Source organism: Rhodococcus olei, from assembly GCF_039540555.1.
GTDB classification, from domain to species: Bacteria; Actinomycetota; Actinomycetes; order Mycobacteriales; family Mycobacteriaceae; genus Rhodococcus_G; species Rhodococcus_G olei.
The window spans coordinates 439,631-458,317 of the sequence record NZ_BAABFB010000029.1 but is presented as its reverse complement, the minus strand read 5'-3'; the positions used below and the strand labels follow the sequence as shown (position 1 = coordinate 458,317).

21 protein-coding genes are annotated in these 18,687 nt (G+C 71.6%); 9 read left to right on the top strand and 12 right to left on the bottom strand.

Annotated elements, in window-relative coordinates; translation table 11 throughout:
- Positions 1 to 105 precede the first annotated feature (105 nt).
- A complete protein-coding gene (locus tag ABD951_RS08665; protein WP_345343615.1) occupies positions 106 to 756 on the top strand; it encodes a pyridoxamine 5'-phosphate oxidase family protein in 651 nt (216 codons plus the stop codon).
- 78 nt (positions 757 to 834) lie between these two features.
- Here ABD951_RS08665 and ABD951_RS08660 read toward each other — a convergent pair whose 3' ends face one another.
- The 3 genes from ABD951_RS08660 to ABD951_RS08650 form a co-directional block, all read right to left on the bottom strand.
- Entirely contained in the window at positions 835 to 1,365 is a 531-nt protein-coding gene (locus ABD951_RS08660; RefSeq protein WP_345343613.1) for a DinB family protein, read from the bottom strand.
- A 166-nt stretch (positions 1,366 to 1,531) separates the two neighbouring features.
- A complete protein-coding gene (locus ABD951_RS08655) occupies positions 1,532 to 3,043 on the bottom strand; it encodes a glycerol-3-phosphate dehydrogenase/oxidase (RefSeq protein ID WP_345343611.1) in 1,512 nt (503 codons plus the stop codon).
- A 9-nt stretch (positions 3,044 to 3,052) separates the two neighbouring features.
- Positions 3,053 to 3,652: a TetR/AcrR family transcriptional regulator gene (locus ABD951_RS08650; protein ID WP_345343609.1), complete on the bottom strand. Its 600-nt coding sequence runs from the start codon at positions 3,650 to 3,652 to the stop codon at positions 3,053 to 3,055.
- A gap of 77 nt (positions 3,653 to 3,729) precedes the next feature.
- Here ABD951_RS08650 and ABD951_RS08645 point away from each other — a divergent pair, with 77 nt between their 5' ends.
- Both ABD951_RS08645 and ABD951_RS08640 read left to right on the top strand, forming a co-directional pair.
- Positions 3,730 to 5,310, top strand: a complete 1,581-nt coding sequence (locus tag ABD951_RS08645; RefSeq protein WP_345343952.1) for an FAD-binding oxidoreductase — start codon at positions 3,730 to 3,732, stop codon at positions 5,308 to 5,310.
- Positions 5,307 to 6,191, top strand: a complete 885-nt coding sequence (locus tag ABD951_RS08640; RefSeq protein WP_345343607.1) for a diacylglycerol kinase — start codon at positions 5,307 to 5,309, stop codon at positions 6,189 to 6,191. Before ABD951_RS08645 ends, ABD951_RS08640 begins: the two co-directional genes overlap by 4 nt.
- A gap of 90 nt (positions 6,192 to 6,281) precedes the next feature.
- Here ABD951_RS08640 and ABD951_RS08635 read toward each other — a convergent pair whose 3' ends face one another.
- Positions 6,282 to 7,004 carry a PIG-L deacetylase family protein gene (locus ABD951_RS08635; RefSeq protein ID WP_345343605.1) on the bottom strand — a complete coding sequence of 241 codons (723 nt, stop codon included), beginning with the start codon at positions 7,002 to 7,004 and terminating at the stop codon, positions 6,282 to 6,284.
- A gap of 74 nt (positions 7,005 to 7,078) precedes the next feature.
- The gene (locus ABD951_RS08630; RefSeq protein WP_345343603.1) at positions 7,079 to 7,255 is read right to left on the bottom strand and encodes a hypothetical protein; all 177 of its coding nucleotides are present in this window, start codon (positions 7,253 to 7,255) and stop codon (positions 7,079 to 7,081) included.
- 226 nt (positions 7,256 to 7,481) lie between these two features.
- Here ABD951_RS08630 and ABD951_RS08625 point away from each other — a divergent pair, with 226 nt between their 5' ends.
- Genes ABD951_RS08625 through ABD951_RS08615 form a run of 3 tightly spaced genes read left to right on the top strand, consistent with a single transcriptional unit; the run spans position 7,482 to position 9,377 of the window.
- Positions 7,482 to 8,081, top strand: coding sequence for a biotin transporter BioY (locus ABD951_RS08625; RefSeq protein ID WP_345343601.1), 600 nt, complete (start codon positions 7,482 to 7,484; stop codon positions 8,079 to 8,081).
- Positions 8,082 to 8,094: 13 nt separating this feature from the next.
- Complete coding sequence (locus tag ABD951_RS08620; RefSeq protein WP_345343599.1) at positions 8,095 to 8,775, top strand: energy-coupling factor ABC transporter ATP-binding protein; 681 nt, start codon at positions 8,095 to 8,097, stop codon at positions 8,773 to 8,775.
- Positions 8,776 to 8,777: 2 nt separating this feature from the next.
- Positions 8,778 to 9,377, top strand: a complete 600-nt coding sequence (locus ABD951_RS08615) for an energy-coupling factor transporter transmembrane component T family protein (protein ID WP_345343950.1) — start codon at positions 8,778 to 8,780, stop codon at positions 9,375 to 9,377.
- A gap of 146 nt (positions 9,378 to 9,523) precedes the next feature.
- On the opposite strand, the gene ABD951_RS08610 is transcribed toward ABD951_RS08615, so the two are convergent.
- The 4 genes from ABD951_RS08610 to pgsA form a co-directional block, all read right to left on the bottom strand.
- Positions 9,524 to 10,354: a PspA/IM30 family protein gene (locus tag ABD951_RS08610; RefSeq protein ID WP_345343597.1), complete on the bottom strand. Its 831-nt coding sequence runs from the start codon at positions 10,352 to 10,354 to the stop codon at positions 9,524 to 9,526.
- 195 nt (positions 10,355 to 10,549) lie between these two features.
- Complete coding sequence (locus ABD951_RS08605; protein WP_345343595.1) at positions 10,550 to 10,918, bottom strand: helix-turn-helix domain-containing protein; 369 nt, start codon at positions 10,916 to 10,918, stop codon at positions 10,550 to 10,552.
- A 68-nt stretch (positions 10,919 to 10,986) separates the two neighbouring features.
- Positions 10,987 to 11,505, bottom strand: coding sequence for a CinA family protein (locus ABD951_RS08600; RefSeq protein ID WP_345343593.1), 519 nt, complete (start codon positions 11,503 to 11,505; stop codon positions 10,987 to 10,989).
- On the bottom strand, positions 11,502 to 12,110 hold the full coding sequence (pgsA, locus tag ABD951_RS08595; RefSeq protein ID WP_345343947.1) for a CDP-diacylglycerol--glycerol-3-phosphate 3-phosphatidyltransferase: 609 nt from the start codon (positions 12,108 to 12,110) through the stop codon (positions 11,502 to 11,504). The genes ABD951_RS08600 and pgsA overlap by 4 nt, the downstream gene beginning before the upstream one ends.
- A gap of 159 nt (positions 12,111 to 12,269) precedes the next feature.
- On the opposite strand from pgsA, the gene ABD951_RS08590 reads away from it, so the two are divergent.
- Both ABD951_RS08590 and ABD951_RS08585 read left to right on the top strand, forming a co-directional pair.
- On the top strand, positions 12,270 to 12,794 hold the full coding sequence (locus tag ABD951_RS08590) for an amino-acid N-acetyltransferase (protein WP_345343591.1): 525 nt from the start codon (positions 12,270 to 12,272) through the stop codon (positions 12,792 to 12,794).
- Positions 12,795 to 12,829: 35 nt separating this feature from the next.
- Entirely contained in the window at positions 12,830 to 13,117 is a 288-nt protein-coding gene (locus ABD951_RS08585; RefSeq protein ID WP_345343589.1) for a YciI family protein, read from the top strand.
- 53 nt (positions 13,118 to 13,170) lie between these two features.
- Here ABD951_RS08585 and ABD951_RS08580 read toward each other — a convergent pair whose 3' ends face one another.
- From ABD951_RS08580 to ABD951_RS08570, 3 genes are all read right to left on the bottom strand, one after another.
- Positions 13,171 to 14,163 (bottom strand): TerC family protein, encoded by a 993-nt coding sequence (locus ABD951_RS08580; RefSeq protein ID WP_345343587.1) that lies wholly within the window; start codon positions 14,161 to 14,163, stop codon positions 13,171 to 13,173.
- A gap of 206 nt (positions 14,164 to 14,369) precedes the next feature.
- The gene (locus ABD951_RS08575; RefSeq protein ID WP_345343585.1) at positions 14,370 to 17,036 is read right to left on the bottom strand and encodes an FtsK/SpoIIIE family DNA translocase; all 2,667 of its coding nucleotides are present in this window, start codon (positions 17,034 to 17,036) and stop codon (positions 14,370 to 14,372) included.
- A 61-nt stretch (positions 17,037 to 17,097) separates the two neighbouring features.
- A complete protein-coding gene (locus ABD951_RS08570) occupies positions 17,098 to 17,721 on the bottom strand; it encodes a TIGR03085 family metal-binding protein (RefSeq protein WP_345343583.1) in 624 nt (207 codons plus the stop codon).
- A gap of 177 nt (positions 17,722 to 17,898) precedes the next feature.
- On the opposite strand from ABD951_RS08570, the gene ABD951_RS08565 reads away from it, so the two are divergent.
- A complete protein-coding gene (locus tag ABD951_RS08565) occupies positions 17,899 to 18,663 on the top strand; it encodes a sulfite exporter TauE/SafE family protein (RefSeq protein WP_425569812.1) in 765 nt (254 codons plus the stop codon).
- Positions 18,664 to 18,687 lie beyond the last annotated feature (24 nt).

Here is an 18,687-nt window from a genome sequence, read left to right as displayed (position 1 = left end):
GCAACAATTCTCACCCTGGGGTGGCTTGTGGCGGACCCGGCCGGGAGCGACCCTGTGGGCGACGGCCCGAAAGCACGTCCTCGGGCCCGCGCGAGGAGAACAACGATGTCCAGCGTCGATTCAGGATTCACCGCACGGCCCGCGCCCGACACCAGCACCCGCGGCACCCGGGGCGAACAGCTCGTGCAGGACGAGCTGGGGACCACGTTCCGCGCCGACCGCTTCCACGCCCGCCAGATGTGCACCCACCTCAACCCGGCGATGATCGAGTTCGTCGAGCGGATGGAGATGGTGTTCATCGGGACGTCCGCGGCCGACGGAACCTGCGACGTGTCGCTGCGCGCCGGGCCACCCGGCTTCGTCCACGTCTTCGACGCCGACCTGGTCGGCTATCCCGAGTATCAGGGCAACGGGGTCATGGCCAGCCTGGGCAACATCGTGGAGAACCCGCACGTCGGACTGTTCATGGCCGACTTCGTCACCGACCTGATCGGCCTGCACGTCAACGGCTCGGCCGACATCGTCCCCGACGACGAGGTCCGCCTCGCACACCCGGATCTCCCGGAGGAGCGGGTGCGCGGGCGCCGCGCGGAGCGCTGGGTTCTCGTGCACGTCGAGGAGGCGTACATCCACTGCCGCAAGCACATTCCGCACATGGTGCCGGTCGACCGGGACCGCGCGTGGGGCACCGACAACCCGGAGCGCAAGGGCGGCGACTACTTCGGCGTGGCCGCGGAGCGCGGGTTCCCCCACTAGTGCGGACGGGGCACCGGCGGATCCGGACCCACCGTCACCGAGGGCGGCGACGACGGTGGACCGGGGTCCGACGAACGGTCAGAACTCCATTCCCGCGTCGGCGCCCAACTGCATCGTGGTGTTCGCGCCGTCGAGGCTCTCGCGAATGATGTCGGCGTGCCCGGCGTGCTGCGCGGTCTCCCGCAGGATGTGCATGAGGATCTTGATCCCGCTCCACCACTCCCGTTCGGGCGACCACGGCGCGGTCGGCAGCGGCACCGGGACGTCGAGGTCGATGTCCCGGACCGCCGCTTCCGTCTCCTCCGCGGCCCGTGCATAGTCCGCGAGCAGTGCCGCGAGCGTCTCGTCGGCGCCGACGGTCCAGGACGCCGTCCCGGCCGCCATGTCGAACTCCGCGTTCTCGTCGCGCTCCACCAGCGTGCGGACCCACCCCCGCTCGGTACCCGTGACGTGCTTGAGAAGCGCGATCAGCGTGAGCTCGCCGGCCGTCGATCGCGTCCGGGCGCCGACCTCGTCGAGGCCGCGGAAGGTGATCAGGAACGTGCGGCGCTGCTCGGCGAGCAGGTCGAGGACGTCGGACTTCGCGGTGTTCCGGGAATCGGTGGTCATGGCGATTGCTCTCCCCCAGGGTCGGTGCGGTCGTGTCGAACCGGACGCGTCCACGCTACGACCACGGTCCGACAGAAACACGCGCACTCGCCGTCCGAGGCGCGAATGTTCGCCACTTTACTCACGTTTCGGGAAGAGCCGTCGCGATCGCGACCGCCCCGCGGACTCAGCCGAACGCCTCCTGGGCCGCGGGCAGCGCCCGTTCACGGTCGCCCGGGACCAGGCCGATGCGGGTACGCCGGTCGAGGAGGTCGTCGGCGTCGAGGGCGCCCTCGTGGGTGACCGCGAACGCGAGTTCGGCTCGGGTGACGTCGATTCCGTCGGCCACCGGGTCGAGCGCACCGGCCAGCGCGACCGTCGCGGATTCGCCGCCGTACCGGGCGACCAGCGACGCCGGCAGCCCCGAAGGCGCCGGTCCGGCCCCGACCACCGACAGGTTCGTCGTGACACACGACCCGGCCCCGATCCCACCCGCGCGCACCGCGGCGTCGACCGCGTCCTGCGCCATCTTCCGGTAGGTGGTGAGCTTGCCGCCGACGACGCTGATCACACCGGTTCCCGACGTCAGGACCGCGTGGTTGCGGGACAGGTCCGCGGTGGCCCCGTCGCCGGTGTCGAGCAACGGTCGCAGTCCCGCGTAGGTCGCGAGCACGTCCGCCCGGGTCAGGTCCGCACCGAGCGCGGTGTTGACGGTCGACAACAGGAAGTCGATCTCGGAGTCGGTGGCGACCGGGACGTCGGGGATCTCGCCGGGCGCCGCCTCGTCGGTCAAGCCGAGATACACCCGGCCCAGCTGGGCGGGCAGGGCGAACACGAAGCGGTTCGTCTCGCCCGGGATCGGCACGGTCAGCGCGGCGGTCGGGTTGCCGAGGCGCTCCGCGGACAGCACCAGATGGGTGCCGCGGCTCGGCTTGAGCGCGATGTCGGGGTCGACCTGTCCGGCCCACACCCCGGCGGCGTTGACCACCGACCGGGCCCGGACGGTCAGTTCCTCGCCGGTGAGTTCGTCGCGCAGCCGGACCGAGTCGCCGGTGACGCCGTGGGCGGCGACCCGGGTCAGGATCTTCGCGCCGTGCCCGGCGGCGGTGCGCGCGATCGCGACCACGAGGCGGGCGTCGTCGATCAGCTGGCCGTCGTACGCGAGCAGTCCACCGCGCAGACCGTCGCGGCGCACCGCCGGTGCCAGGCCGATCGCCTCCGACGCCCCGATCCGCCGTGACCGCGGCAACACCGACGCGGGGGTCCGCGCGGTCGCGCGCAGGACGTCGCCGGCCAGGAAACCGGTGCGCACCAACGTCTTCTCGAATCGGCCGACCGACGGCAGCAGCGGCACCAGCTGGGGCAGCGCCCGGATCAGGTGCGGCGCGGTACGCGTCATCAGGATGCCGCGTTCGACCGCGCTCTCGCGGGCGATGCCGACGTTCCCGCTCGCCAGGTATCGCAGCCCGCCGTGGGCGAGCTTCGAACTCCACCGGCTGGTGCCGAACGCGAGGTCGCGGCGTTCGACGAGGACGGTGCGCAGTCCGCGGGAGGCGGCGTCGAGCGCGACCCCGACGCCGGTGATGCCGCCACCGATGACGAGGAGGTCGATCGGCGCGCCGTCGCCGAGCTCGGCCAGCTCGCGGCTGCGACGGTCGGCGTTGAGCGCGGTGGCGGTGGGCCCGATGGCAGAGGGCACGTGAATCTCCTAGCTCCGTGCGGTCAGGTAGGCGTCGACCGCGGTGGTCAGTTCGGTGACGAGGACGTCCGGCGGGACGAGTTCGGCGACCATGCCCGCGGACTGCACCGCGGACTGCGTCATCAGCAGCACCATCGTGGTGATCACCGTCGGGTCGCCGGCCCGGATCGACCCGTCCGCCTGCCCGGCCGCCACGACCGGGACGAGGTGCTCGATGATCGCGCGCTGGCTGGCGCCGAGGCGGTCGACGATGTAGGTGATGAGCAGTTCCGGATCGGATCGCAGGATCTTGACGAACAGCGGGTGGGTGCGCACCGTGTCGGCCATCTCCGCGACCGCGAGCACCAGTTGCGCGCGCATGTTTCCGGCCCCGGAGGGGGACGGCATCGCGAGCCCGATCTCCCGGGTCAGCAGGTCCGCGACGATCGCACTGGTGTCCGGCCAGCGCCGGTAGACGGTCGGTCGGCTGACGCCGGCCCGGCGGGCGATCTCGGCGAGGGTGGTGCGCCGCACCCCGAATTCGAGCACGCAGGTGCGCGCGGCGTCGAGGATCTGGTCGTCGACGCCGCGCGGCTCGCCGGTCACCGATTCTTCGTTACGGATAGACATCGTGTGTAACACTGTAACGCATGACCGACACGACAGCATCCGGATCGTTCGAACGTCCGGCGGCAGCGGCACCGACGATGGAGTGGGACGCCTGGGGACTCGGCGAGTTCCGCAAACAGCTCTCGCCGCAGGTCCTCTCCCTGCTCAGCGCCGCCCTCGGGGTCCACGCCGAGCAGTCCGCCCCACCCGCCGAATCGGACGTGGTCCTGCGGCCGAGCACCCTGACCGAACCCCAGCGCACCGCGCTCGGACACGTGCTCGGCGCCGCGAACGTCCACACCGACGACGCCACCCGGCTCCGCCACGCGGGCGGCAAGTCCACACCGGACCTGTTGCGCCGCAAGGACACCGGATCGCAGGATGCCCCCGACGCCGTGGTGCTGCCGGGCTCGCACGACGAGATCCTCGCGCTGCTGCAGTGGTGCTCCGACAACGCCGTCGCGGTGGTCCCGTTCGGCGGCGGTACGAGCGTCGTCGGCGGAGTCGACCCGGAGCGCGGCGGATTCGCCGCCGTCCTCGCGCTCGATCTTCGGCGCCTCGACGCGCTCGTCGACCTCGACCCGGTGTCCGGGACCGCGACGCTGCAGGCGGGTGTCACCGGGCCGCAGGCCGAGGAACTCCTCGGCAGGCACGGCTTCTCGCTCGGACACTTCCCGCAGAGCTTCCAGTTCGCGACGATCGGCGGGTTCGCCGCGACCCGCTCGTCGGGGCAGGCGTCCGCCGGCTACGGCCGCTTCGACGACATGGTCCAGCGCCTGCGCGTCGCCACCCCGACCGGCAGCCTCGACCTCGGTCGCGGCCCGGCGTCCGCCGCGGGCCCCGACCTGCGGGAACTGTTCGTCGGGTCGGAGGGCACGTTCGGCGTCATCACCGAGGTCACCCTCCGGGTGCACCCGATCCCCGAGACCACCGCCTACCGGGCCTGGTCCTTCCCCGACTTCGCGACCGGGGCGACCGCACTGCGCACGGTGATCCAGACCGGCGCCGCCCCGACCGTGATGCGCCTGTCCGACGAGGCCGAGACCGGTGTCAACCTGGCGCTGGCCGGGGACATCGGTGGCGACGCGCCGACCGCCGGATGCCTGGCGATCACCACCGTCGAGGGCACCGACGCCCACGTGCGGGCCCGCTCCGAGGAGGTCGCCGCGCTGCTGGCCGCGGCGGGCGGCACCGACCTGGGCGAGCAGCCGGCGCGGTCCTGGGAGCACGGCCGCTTCGACGCGCCCTACCAGCGCGACGCGCTGCTGAACGCGGGCGCGATCGTCGAGACCCTCGAAACCGCGACGACGTGGTCCAACCTCGTGGCGCTGCGCACCGCGGTCACGGCCGCCCTCACCGAATCCCTTGCCGCGCAGGGCACCCCGCCGCTGGTGATGTGCCACATCTCGCACACCTACGCGACCGGTGCGTCGTTGTACTTCACCGTGGTGTGCGGCCAGACCGAGGACCCGCTGACGCAGTGGGCCGCGGCCAAGCAGGCGGCCGGTGACGCGATCGTCGCCACCGGGGGCACGATCACCCACCACCACGCCGTCGGACGCGACCACCGCCCGTGGATGACCGCCGAGGTCGGCGACCTCGGCGCGACCGTGCTGCGCGCGGTGAAGGCGGCGATCGACCCCGCCGGAATCCTCAACCCTGGCAAGCTCATCCCATGAGATCCGTCACGGTCCTGACCAACCCGGCCGCCGGGAACGGCCACGCCCCGGAGGCCGCCGCGGCGGCGATCGCCCGGCTCCGCGCGGTCGGCGTCGAGGTCACCGAGATCGAGGGGGCGTCCGCCGCGGAGGCGCTCGCGTTGGCCCGGGACGCGGTCGCCGCGGGCACCGACGCCCTCGTCGCGGCCGGTGGCGACGGTCTGATCAGCATCGCGTGGCAGGCGCTCGCGCAGAGCGGCACGCCGCTGGGGATCATCCCGGGCGGCACCGGCAACGATCACGCCCGGCTGTTCCAGATTCCGGTCGACGACCCGGTCGCGGCCGCCGACGTCATCGCCCGGGGCCACACCCAGACGATCGACCTCGCGCGGGTCGGCGACCGCTGGTTCGGCACCGTGCTCTCGAGCGGCTTCGACTCGCTCGTCACCGACCGCGCCAACCGGCTGCGGTGGCCCCGCGGTCCGATGCGGTACAACGTCGCGATGGTGGTGGAACTGGCGCAGTTGCGGCCGATCCCCTACCGGATCGTGCTCGACGACCGGACGATCGAGCTCGACGCGGCGATGGTCACCGTCGGCAACGGCACCTCGTACGGCGGCGGGATGCTCGTCACCCCGAACGCCAGCGTGACCGACGGCCTGCTCGATCTCACGGTGGTGGCGGCGGGCAGCCGGCTGCGGCTGGTGCGCCTGTTCCCGACCGTCTACAAGGGCACGCACGTCGAGCTGCCGGACGTGCAGACCTTCCGGTCGCGGCGGGTCCGGCTGGAGGCCCCCGGCATCACCGCCTACGCCGACGGCGAACCCGTGGCCCCGCTGCCGATCGACATCCAGGCCGTGCCCGGGGCGGGTCGTGTCCTCGTCGGCGAACCGGCCCGCTGACCCACTCCCCTGTCGTTGAACGGGGGTTCACGGCTCGATTCCGACACCGGAATCGGCCGTGAACCCCGTTCAACGCTTCCGCGGGACGGGTCAGAACGTGTACAGCTCGAAGCCGACCGCCCGCTCCGCCGCGAACCCCTCCTTCGGGCCGGTGGCCATCGCGATCTGGGCGGCGGCCTGCTCGGCGACGGACGTGCCGGACAGCTCCGCGAGGTAGCGGGAGTGCTGGGACAGCGACGCGACGGCGGCGTCGACGGTCTCGGTCACGTCGACGGCGTGGGTGACGCCGACCATCACGTTCACCGCGACCCACCGCACACCCGACCAGCGCGGCTCACTCAGTTCGGGGAAGATCCACTCGTTGGCGGCGTCGGAGACCGCGTCGAGCGCGGCCTGCCCGACGGCCCGGTGATCGGCGCTGTTGCGCATGCCCGGCGCCCAGGTCTCGCGGTGGTTCATCGTGATCACGAACTCGGGACGGTGCCGGCGGATCGCCGCCGCGAGCGAACGGCGCAACCCGAGCCCGTACTCGACCCGTCCGTCCGGGTGGCCCAGGAATTCCACCTCGCTCACCCCGACGACCGCGGCCGAGCGGCGTTCCTCCTCCTCGCGGATCGGTCCGCACTCGGCCGGCGCCAGCCCCTCGATCCCGGCCTCCCCGCTGGTGGCCAGCACGTACCGGACGTCCTTGCCCTGCGTGGTCCACCGCGCGACCGCGGCCGCGCACCCGTACTCGATGTCGTCGGGGTGCGCGACGATCACCACGCCGCGCTGCCAGTCCTCGGGAATTGTGTCGACGGTAGCCGGTTCCATGGGCCTCAGCATGCCCTCCGGGTCGCCGATGTGCGCGCCGCCACGCGCAGGCCCGCGGACCCGCACGGCGGCGCCTACCGGATCCGGGTCGCGTCGCCCGAGTCGCTCCCCGAGAACGCCTTCACCAGCAGGTACACCCCGAACACGACGGCGCTGACCGCGAGGATCCAGAACAGGCCCTTCACGAGCACCCCGACCAGGGCCAGCGCGATCCAGATCAGTGCGACGACACCGACAATCTTCAAGAACACGGCGGCTCTCCGTTCTTCCCTCCGAACCACCACCTGTTGGTGGCCCGTCGACGTCCAGCCTGTCACGGCACGGACCACAAATCACCAGCTCAGCGGCAAGATCAGGGAAAGATCAGGGACATCCCCGATGCCGTCGATCCGGGCCCGGACGGGGTGGAGCCGACCGGACTGTGACGTGTCTGGCATAAGCTCGACCGGTCCCCACCGCAAGGAGCTCTGCACCACCGTGTCCACCCGCACCACCGGCGCCTCGACCTTCACCGCCCGCGACCTCGCCCAGGTCGCGGTGTTCGCCGCCCTGATCATCGCCCTCGGCCTGCCCGGCACCATCACGATCGGCGGCTCCGGTGTGCCGATCACGCTGCAGAGTCTGGGTGTGATGGTCGCGGGTGCCCTGCTCGGGCCGCGCAAGGGTGTGCTCGCGGTCCTGACCGTGATCGTCCTCGGTCTGGCGCTGCCGGTCCTCGCGGGTGGACGCACCTCGTTGACGTCCCTCTCCGGCCCGACGGCCGGCTTCCTGATCGGCTGGATCCCGGCCGTCGCCGTGATCGGCTGGCTGACGGTCAAGGCGCTGCCGCGCTACAACGTGATCGTCGGCACCCTGATCAACGTCCTCGGCGGAATCGTCGTGCTGTACGCGTTCGGCATCGCCGGGATGGTGCTGCGCACCGACCTCACGGTGTGGGCCGCCCTGTCCGCGAACGCGACGTTCCTGCCCGGTGACACCCTCAAGGCGGTCGTCGCGGCCGTCGTGGCCGCGCAGGTGCACCGCGCGTACCCCGCGCTGCTCAGCGGCCGCCGGGTGCCCGCCACCCCGGCCGCCTGACCTTCTCCCCCCGATGAGCGAGATCCGTTTCCGCTCCGTCGCGCATCGCTACGGCGACCGCGACGTCCTCGGCGGCGTCGACGTGACCCTGACCGAACAGCGGATCGGGATCGTCGGCGCCAACGGCAGCGGCAAGTCCACCCTCGCGCGGATGATCAACGGGCTGGTGGTCCCCACCGCCGGGACGGTCACCGTCGACGGCCTCGACACCGCACGTGACGGCCGCAAGGTGCGACGCAAGGTCGGGTTCGTGTTCACCGACCCCGATCACCAGATCATCATGCCGACGGTCGCCGAGGACATCGCGTTCTCCCTCAAGCGGTCCGGCCTGTCCGCCGCGGACCGGGACGCCCGCGTCACCGACGTCCTGCGCCGATTCGGCCTCGCCGGGCACGCCGACCACCCCACCCACCTGCTGTCGGGTGGACAGAAGCAGCTGCTCGCGCTGGCCGCGATCATGGTGACCGACCCCGAGGTGATCGTCGCCGACGAACCCACCACGCTGCTCGACCTGCGCAACTCCCGCCTCGTCGCGGAGACGTTCGCGGCGCTGCCGCAGCAGCTGGTCGCGGTGACCCACCACCTCGACCTGCTCACCGGGTTCGACCGGGTGCTCGTCGTCGACTCGGGCGGGATCGTCGCGGACGGCACCCCGGCCGAGTCGATCGGTTTCTACCGGCGGCTCGTCGGATGACCATGCTCGGCCTGTACCACCCCGGCCGCTCGGTGCTGCACCGGCTGCCGGCCGGGGCCAAGCTGGCCGGACTGGTTCTCGCGCTGATCGCGCTCGCCGCCGTCGTGCGGACACCGTGGCAGCTCGTCCCCGCCGCCGCAGTCGTGACCGCCGGTTTCGCGGCCGCCCGGATCCCGCTGCGCGTCGCGGTGGCCCAGCTCCGGCCGGTGATCTGGATGCTCGCGTTCATCGCCGTGTTCCAGGTCGTGTTCACCGGATGGCGACGCGCCGCGGTGGTGTGCGGTGTTCTGCTGCTGTCCGTCGCCCTCGCGGCGCTGGTGTCGCTGACGACCCGGGTCCTCGACATGCTCGACGCCCTGCACCGGGTGCTCGGTCCGCTCCGTCGGTTCGGCGTCGACCCGGACCGGGTCGGCCTGGTGCTCGCGATGACGATCCGCTGCATTCCCCTGCTCGCCGGTCTCGTCGGCGAGGTGACCGAGGCCCGCAAGGCGCGTGGTCTCGGTTTCTCCCTCCGCGCGCTCGCGGTCCCGGTCGTGATCGGCGCGCTCCGCACCGCGGACGCGATGGGCGAGGCACTGGCCGCCCGCGGCGTCGACGACTGACCTCGCGCGGGACCGGCATCGGGGTGTCGGCGCGTCACGCTCGGCGAAGTCCGGGGCGGTCTGCCACCGCCGGCACCTGCGACCCCGGGAACGCGCGAGGGCCCGGTAGGACGGTCGTCCCACCGGGCCCTCGCGTGGGTCGGCTGCTACTGCGCGGCCGGGCCGGCCGCGTCCGGCTTCGGCGCCGCCACCGGGGCGGCGGGAGTCGCGGGGGCGGCGGCCGGGGTCGCGCCGCCACCGGCGGGCAGCGCGTCGCCCTTCATCGACGCGCGGATCTGCTCGAGGCGGCTGTGCCCGGCCATCTGGACGCTGGCCTGCTGAACCTCCATCATGCGACCCTGCACCGAGTTCTGGGCCAGCTCCGCGGAGCCGAGAGCGTTCGCGTAGCGCTGCTCGATCTTCTCCCGGACCGCGTCGAGGCTCGGGGTGTTGCCGGGCGCCGCGAGGGTCTGGTCCATCGACCGCAGCGAATCCGACACCCGCTCCTGCATCTTCGCCTGCTCGAGCTGGCTGAGCAGCTTCGTGCGCTCGGCGACCTTGGCCTGCAACGCCATCGCGTTCTGCTCGACCGCCTTCTTCGCCTGCGCGGCCGCCTGCAGCGACTGGTCGTGCAGCACCTTCAGGTCCTCGACGGACTGCTCCGCGGTGACGAGCTGCGCGGCGAACGCCTCGGCGGCGTTGGTGTACTGGGTGGCCTTCTCCATGTCACCGGCCGTGGCGGCCTGATCGGCGAGGGTGACGGCCTGGCGGGCGTTGGCGTTGAGCTTCTCGACCTCGTCGAGCTGACGGCTGAGCTTCATCTCCAGCTGGCGCTGGTTGCCGATGACCGATGCGGCCTGCTGCGACAGCGCCTGGTGCTGACGCTGCGCGTCCTCGATTGCCTGCTGAATCTGAACCTTGGGGTCCGCCTTCTCGTCGATCTTCGAGTTGAAGAGCGCCATCAGGTACTTCCAGCCCTTGACGAACGGGTTAGCCATTGGTCTGATCCTGCCTCCATCTGCTGCCGCGTCATCCGCGACCCGGTGCGCGACCCTCGCGCACCGTCTTGTGCACTGCCCTCACCTGCTGCCCGGACCCACCGCACGCGAAACCGATGGTCCGAAATCGAATCTACCGCGTGGTCGGCCGGTCGTACCGTATCCGCACCGACACCCGGATCGGTGCGAGGCAGGTCACGCCGCCGCCAGCGTCGCGGTCGGCGGCGCCGGGATCACGACCCGGGTGTCCCCGTCGATCCGGGGCGCCGCCGCGTGCACCGAGGCCTGCGCGGGCGCGGCCTCCACCGGCGCCGCCGCGCGCTGAACCTCGTTGTCCGACAGCGTCTCGCTCACGTCGTGGAGCACGTCGGACAGCGGCACGTCCAGCGCGTCGCAGATCGCGGCGAGGAGCTCGCTCGACGCCTCCTTGCGGCCCCGCTCGACCTCGGAGAGGTAGCCGAGACTGACCCGAGCCGAACTCGACACCTCGCGCAGGGTTCTGCTCTGGGCAACCCTCGTGCGCCGCAGACTGTCACCGATCGCTTCTCGCAACAACACGGTCATCTGGCACCTCCTCCATCTGCACCCGACTGTTCGTTCAACGAGCCGTGGTGACGAATTGGTTCCCGACCCTATCCCGAGGCGCTCGCGCGCACGTGACCGAGGAGGTCCGACACGGCCGCGATCACCGCGCCACGCCGGATCTCCCAGCGACCGCCCGGCAACGCGAGCTCCCGCACCCGCACCCCGGCCGGCCCCGCGACGCCGAGGAACACGGTCCCCACCGGTGTCCCGTCCTGCGGGTCCGGGCCCGCGACGCCCGTCAATCCGACACCCCAGTCGGCGCCGCACCGGCGGGCGGCCCCGGACGCCAGTTCGGCCGCGGTGCTCGCCGCGACCGGTCCGTCCACGGCGAGCGTGGCCGGTGCGACGCCGGCGAGTTCGGACTTGAGTTCGGTGGCGTAGACGATCAGACCCCCGCGCAGCACGACGCTGGCACCGGGCACCCCGGCGATCGTCGCGGCCAGCAGCCCGGCGGTCAGCGATTCCGCGGTCGCGACGGTCTGCCCGCGGGCGGTCAGTTCCGCGACGAGTTCGGCGGCGCCGGTGCCCGCCGCGAGCGGGTCGACCGCGGTGACCGGGCCGGTCACCGCGCCGGGTGGTGTGCGTGCACCCCGGCGCGCAGGCGCACCGCCTGCACCACGTAGTCGAGTCCGGTGACGACGGTCAGGATCACCGCGGCGCCCATCACGACGGCCGCGACCGTCGCCCACGCACCGGACAGCGGGAGCAGATACAGCCCGATCGCCAGGGTCTGCACCAGGGTCTTGACCTTGCCGCCGCGGCTGGCCGGGATCACGCCGTGCCGCAGCACCGCGAACCGCAGCAGCGTGACGCCGATCTCGCGGGCCGCGATCACCGCGGTCACCCACCAGCTCAGGTCGCCCAGGATCGACAACCCGACCAGCGCGGCGCCGATCAGCGCCTTGTCCGCGATCGGGTCGGCGAGCTTGCCGAAATCGGTGACCAGGCCGTACTTGCGGGCGAGCTGCCCGTCGATGCGATCGGTGATCGCGGCGAGCGCGAACACGGCCGTCGCCGCGATCCGCCAGGCCGTGTCGTGCCCGCCGCCGGCGAACAGTGCCAGCAGGAACACCGGGACCAGCACGATCCGCAACACCGTCAGCACGTTCGCGATGTTCAGCAGCGGAACCCGGTGCCCGTGGGCCGTGCCGGTCACGTCAGCCGCGGGCATCACGTCGCCGTCCGGCGCCCACCGCTCGGCGGTCATCCGCGCACTCCCCGGGGCACGCTCCGACGGAGTGCGCCGGGACGAACGTCGAGGCGGGCGAGGACAGGTCGGGACGGCACACGGCCCAGAATATCGTTTGATGCGCCGACTACTGTGCACCCCATGACCTCAGGCCCTTCCGAGTCCGATCCCGCCGCACCCGTCGTGCGACGCGCACGCACCTCCGACGTCCCGGACATCAAGCGCCTGATCGACATCTACGCCGGCCGGATCCTGCTCGAGAAGAACCTGGTGACGTTGTACGAGGCGGTGCAGGAGTTCTGGGTCGTGGAGCTCGACGGCGAGGTCGTCGGCTGCGGCGCCCTGCACGTGCTGTGGGCCGACCTCGGCGAGATCCGCACCGTCGCCGTCGATCCGCGTGTCAAGGGCCACGGCGCCGGTCACCTGGTGGTCGGACGGCTGATCGAGGTCGCGCGGCAGCTCGAACTCGAACGGGTCTTCGTGCTGACCTTCGAGGTCGGCTTCTTCGGCAGGCACGGGTTCGAGGAGATCGAGGGCACGCCGGTCACCGCGGAGGTGTACGCCGAGATGTGCCGCTCGTACGACACCGGTGTCGCCGAGTTCCTCGACCTCAGCTACGTCAAACCGAACACCCTCGGCAACACCCGCATGCTGTTGACGCTGTGATCCCGCCCTTTGATCCCGACCGAAAGCGAGTTCCGATGACCGTCATCGCCGTCGAGTACACCTACAGCGACGCGACCGCCGCCGCCCGCGACGAGATCCGGCCCGACCACCGCGGGTGGCTCGCCGGCCTGATCGACGCCGGCACCGTGCTGAGCACCGGCCCGTTCGCCGACGGCAGTGGTGCGCTGATCCTCGTCTCCGCGGCGGACGCCGAGACGGCCCGCGAGCTGTTCCGGACCGATCCGTTCCAGCAGGCGGGCCTCGTCGACAGTGCCCGGTTCACCGAGTGGACGCCGGTGATGGGCGCGTTCACCGACCGCTGACCGCGACGCCGGACCCGGCCGCCCGGTTCGTGCGGCCGGGTCCGGCGACCGGGTCAGGCGGCGGTCTTCGCCGGCTTCTCGCCCCGGGTCTTGAGCAGGCTGGCGACGGTCGTGACGACCAGGACGCCGAGAATGACGAGCAGCGAGGCCCCGGTGGAGATCTCCGGGACCGCGACGTGCTCGCCACCGTTGACGAACGGCAGCGTGTTCTCGTGCAGTGCGTGCAGGACGAGCTTGACGCCGATGAACGCGAGGATGATCGCGAGCCCGTAGGACAGGTAGACGAGGCGTTCGAGCAGGCCGCCGATCAGGAAGTACAGCTGCCGCAGGCCCATCAGCGCGAACGCGTTGGCCGTGAAGACGATGTACGCCTCGTTGGTCAGGCCGTAGATCGCGGGGATCGAGTCGAGCGCGAACAGCACGTCCGTGAAGCCGATAGCGACGAGGGCGAGCAGCAGCGGGGTGACCATCCGCTTGCCGTCGATCCGGGTGACCAGCTTGTCGCCGTCGAACTCCTCGGTGGTCGGCAGCACCTTCTTGACGACCGCGATGATCCTGTTCTCGCGCTCCTGCTCGACCTCCGCCTCGTGGCCGGACTCCTTGACCAGCTTGATCGCGGTGTATACGAGGAAGATCCCGAACAGGTAGAACACCCAGCTGTAGGCGTTGATGGCGGCGGCACCGACCGCGATGAACGCGCCGCGCAGGACGAGCGCCATCACGATGCCGATCAGCAGCACCTTCTGCTGGTACTCCCGCGGAATCGCGAAAGACGACATGATCACGACGAACACGAACAGGTTGTCCACCGAGAGCGCCTTCTCGGTGACGTATCCGGCGAAGTACTCGCCGCCGTGGCCGGTTCCCCACTGCCACATCACGAACAGGCCGAACAGGACCGCGATCCCGATGTAGACGGCCGACCAGAACGCCGACTCGCGGAACGTGGGCGCGTGCGGGGTCCGCACGTGCGCGAAGAAGTCGAAGACGAACAGGCCCAGGATCACCACGCAGGTGAGGACCCAGATCAGGGGTGAGACGTGCACAGACGAACCTCCGGGGTCGTTGAAGACACCGGAGGTCTCTCCCGCCGACCGCATCGGGTGTTGCCACCGACTCGGACGACCGACAACCCCGGATCGGCGACGGCGCCGTTCGTGTTGACGAGGTTGCCACGGAACACGGGGATACTCCCCTCCACAAGCTCCTTCATTCAACCACAGCCCCGTACCCGCACCACGAAACGTGCAGGTCAGTCCTCGGAAGCGGCCGCTTCCTCCGGGTCCCCCCCGCGGATCGACCACAGCAGCCCGTCGAGCTCGTCGGGCTTGATCAGCACCTCGCGGGCCTTGGAGCCCTCACTGGGCCCGACGACGCCGCGGGTCTCCATCAGGTCCATCAAGCGGCCCGCCTTCGCGAATCCGACCCGCAGCTTGCGCTGCAGCATCGACGTGGAACCGAACTGGCTGGTCACCACCAGTTCGACGGCCTGGAGCAGCACGTCCAGGTCGTCCCCGATGTCGGGGTCGACGTCCTTCTTCTCCGCGGCCTTCGCGGTCGTGACGCCCTCGGTGTACTCCGGTTCGGCCTGGTTCTTCGTGAAGTCGACGACGGCCGCGATCTCCTCGTCGGTGATGAACGCACCCTGCATGCGGGTGGGCTTGCCCGCCCCCATCGGCAGGAACAGGCCGTCGCCCATGCCGATCAGCTTCTCGGCACCCGGCTGGTCGAGGATGACCCGCGAGTCCGTCAGCGAGCTCGTCGCGAACGCGAGCCGCGACGGCACGTTCGTCTTGATCAGACCGGTGACGACGTCGACCGACGGCCGCTGCGTGGCGAGCACCAGGTGAATGCCGGCCGCACGCGCCTTCTGCGTGATCCGGACGATCGCCTCCTCGACGTCGCGCGGTGCCGTCATCATCAGGTCCGCGAGCTCGTCGACGATCGCCAGGATGTACGGGTACGGCCGGTAGACCCGCTCGCTGCCGAGCGGTGCGGTGATCTCCCCGGACCGCACCTTCTTGTTGAAGTCGTCGATGTGCCGGACCTTGTTGGCCTGCATGTCCTGGTAGCGCTGCTCCATCTCCTCCACCAGCCAGGCCAGCGCCGCCGCGGCCTTCTTCGGCTGGGTGATGATCGGCGTGATCAGGTGCGGAATGCCCTCGTACGGCGTCAGTTCGACCATCTTCGGGTCGATCAGGATCATCCGCACCTCGTCGGGGGTGGCCCGCTGGAGCAGCGACACCAGCATCGAGTTCACGAAGCTCGACTTGCCGGAACCGGTGGAGCCGGCGACCAGCAGGTGCGGCATCTTCGCGAGGTTGGCGCTGACGAAGTCGCCCTCGATGTCCTTGCCGAGCCCGATGACCAGCGGGTGCTGGTCCTTGCGGGTGGTCGGCGCGGCGAGCACGTCGGCCAGGCGCACCATCTCCCGGTCGGTGTTGGGCACCTCGATGCCGACCGCGGACTTGCCGGGGATCGGCGCGAGCAGGCGCACGTTGTCGGTGGCGACCGCGTACGCGATGTTGCGGGCGAGCGCGGTGATCTTCTCGACCTTCACGCCGGGGCCGAGCTCGACCTCGTAGCGGGTGACGGTCGGACCCCGGGTGTACCCGGTCACGGCGGCGTCGATCTTGAACTGTTCGAGGACCTCGGAGATCGCGTCGATCATCGTCTGGTTCGCGGAGCTGCCGGTCTTCGGCGGATCACCCTCGATCAGCAGGGACGCGGGCGGCAGCGTGTAGTCGCCTTCGACGACCCGCTCCGGGATCAGCATCTCCGGCTCGTCGTCCGGTTCGGGTGCCGGCGGCGCGACCTTCGCCTGCGGCTTCGGCTTCGGCTTCGGCGCGGCCGGGACGGGCGCCGGTTCGGGCTCCGGGGTGAGGACCTCGGTCGGCGCGTACGCGGTCTCGTCGAGGGGGTAGTTCGACTCCGGATCGCCGTCGTCGGCGGCCCGCCCGTCGTCGACCGGGTAGCCGTCGGCGTCGAACAGGGCGGGGTCGTAGTCGGCCTCGTTGCGGCGGCGCGGCCGCAGGTTGCGCAGGCCCTTGAGGTAGTCCGGCTCGTGGTCGCCGTAGTCGGACTCCGCGTCCGGCTCGTCATCGTCGTCGTAGTGGTCGTACGGCTCGTAGTCGTCCTCGTGCCGCGACGTCCCGAACAGGGACCGCAGCCGTCCCGGCACCTCCCGCACCGTGGTCCCGGTCAGCAGCAGCACCCCGAAGCCCATCGCGAGCAGCAGCAGCGGGACCGACAGCCAGAACGTCACACCGTCGGTGAGGGGACCACCGGCGACGTACCCGACGATGCCTGCGCCGTGCGCGCGCCCGGCCGCATCGCGGGGTTCGCCGCTGATCACGTGGAACACGCCGAGCGCCGGCACCGCGATCAGCAGCGACCCGAGCACGAGGCGGGGACGAATGTCCGGGTTGGGTTCGGACCGCATCAACACGACCGCGATCACGACCCCGAGCACCGGCAGCAGCGCCGCGGCGCCGCCGAACAGTGCCCGGACGCCGGTCTCGATCCAGCCGCCGACGGGTCCCCCGGCCGCGAACCACATCGCGGCGGCGATGACGACGCTGACCGCGATCAGTCCGAGGGCGATGCCGTCGCGGCGGTGCCCGTGTTCGATGTCGGCGGCGCGCCCGACCGTGCGGGTGGTGGCCCCGACGCCGCGTGCCATCAGCGTCCAGCCTCGTCCGAGGCCGGCACCGACGGCGTGCAGCGCCCCGCCGGACTTCTTCGCGGCCTGGCGCCGGTTCGCCGGGCGCGGCGCGGTCGTCTTGCGCGGGGTGCTGACCGTCTTCGTGGTGCGACTGCGTGGCTTCGCCCCCCCGGCGGCCGATCCGCCCGACGAACCGCCGCGCGCGGACGCCCGCGGTGCGCTCGTCGTGGATCGGGTTCCGGACTTACCAGCCATGACGGTCAGGCTAGTCGCTCCGGCCCCATCGGGACCATCCGCAACACTCGCATCAGCACTCTCACACGCCCCGCTGCAGGGCTCGCACCGCCGCGACCGCGTCCTCGGGGCCGTCGAACTCGACCCGGACCGCGTCGCGGCCGAACGCGTGCAGCGCCAGCTCGGCGGGCGCGCCGGACAGCACCACCTGGTCGCCGCTGCCGCCGTGGACGGCGGCACGACGTCCCGGACCACCGTCGAGCACCACCGCGCACGGCGCCTTCCGGTACGCCATGCGGCCCATCCGCGTGGCCAGCGTCCACAACGCCGCCTCCCATCGGGCGCCGAGTTCCCGCGGCTCCCAGCCCGCGCCGGCCCGGCGGACGTCCTCGTGGTGGACGAACATCTCCCCGAGGTTGGCCTGCGTGTCGAGCAGCCACAGCGGAGACCACACCGGGGGCCCGGTCCGGACGAGTTCGAGCAGGTCCGGGTACGGCCGGGCCGCGATCTCCGCCTGCACCTTCGCGGTGTACCCGGCGAGCGGCCGGATCAGGATTCCGGCGGACGCGTCGAGACGGCGTTCCCGCAGCACCAGGTGCGCGGCGAGATCGCGGGTGGTCCAGTCCCCGCACAGCGTCGGCGCATCGGGCCCGGCCGCCTCCATCGTCTCGACCAGGGCGTGGCGTTCGTCACGTGCGAGGCTCATGCCGCGCACGCTACCGCTCCCCCGCCCATCGCACCGCCGACGAGGACGCCGGACCGCACCGCCGACGAGGACGCCGGACCGCACCGCCGACGAGGTCGCCGGACCGCACCGCGGACGAGGTCGATGGACCGCACCGCGGTCGGGGTCGCTAGCGTGCCGAGGGTGTCCGTCCCCGAGATGATCGTGATCGCGCTCGCCGGTTTCTGCGCCGGCGGCATCAACGCGGTCGTCGGTTCCGGCACGCTGGTGACGTTCCCGACCCTCGTCGCGTTCGGCTATCCGCCGGTGGTCGCGACGATGTCGAACGCGGTCGGCCTGGTCGCCGGTGGCGTGTCCGGGACCTGGGGTTACCGCCGGGAGCTGCGGGGCCAGTGGGATCGGCTGCGGTGGCAGATCCCGGCGTCACTGACCGGCGCCGCGCTCGGGTCGTACCTGCTGCTGCACCTGCCGGACCAGGCGTTCGTGACGATCGTGCCGGTGCTGCTGGTCGGCGCACTGACCCTGGTGGTCGCGGGACCGCGGATCCAGGCGTGGGCCCGCAGTCGCGCGGAGGCCGCGGGCCGGACCGCCGACGACGTCGGCCCGGGGCGGATGGCCGCGCTGACCGTCGCCACGTTCGCGGTCGGCGTCTACGGCGGCTACTTCACCGCCGCGCAGGGCATTCTGCTGATCGCGGTGATGGGTGCCCTGCTGCCCGAGTCGATGCAGCGGATGAACGCGGCGAAGAACCTGCTGTCGCTGCTGGTCAACGTCGTCGCCGCGACGGCCTACACGCTCGTCGCGTTCGACCGGATCAGCTGGGCCGCCGCCGGACTCATCGCGGTCGGCTCCCTGATCGGCGGGTCCGTCGGCGCCCGCTACGGCCGGCGCCTGTCCCCCACCGCGCTGCGCGCGGCGATCGTCGTGCTCGGCGTCGTCGGACTCTGGCGTCTGCTCGCCTGATCGGTGTCCGGCCCCGAACGCTCG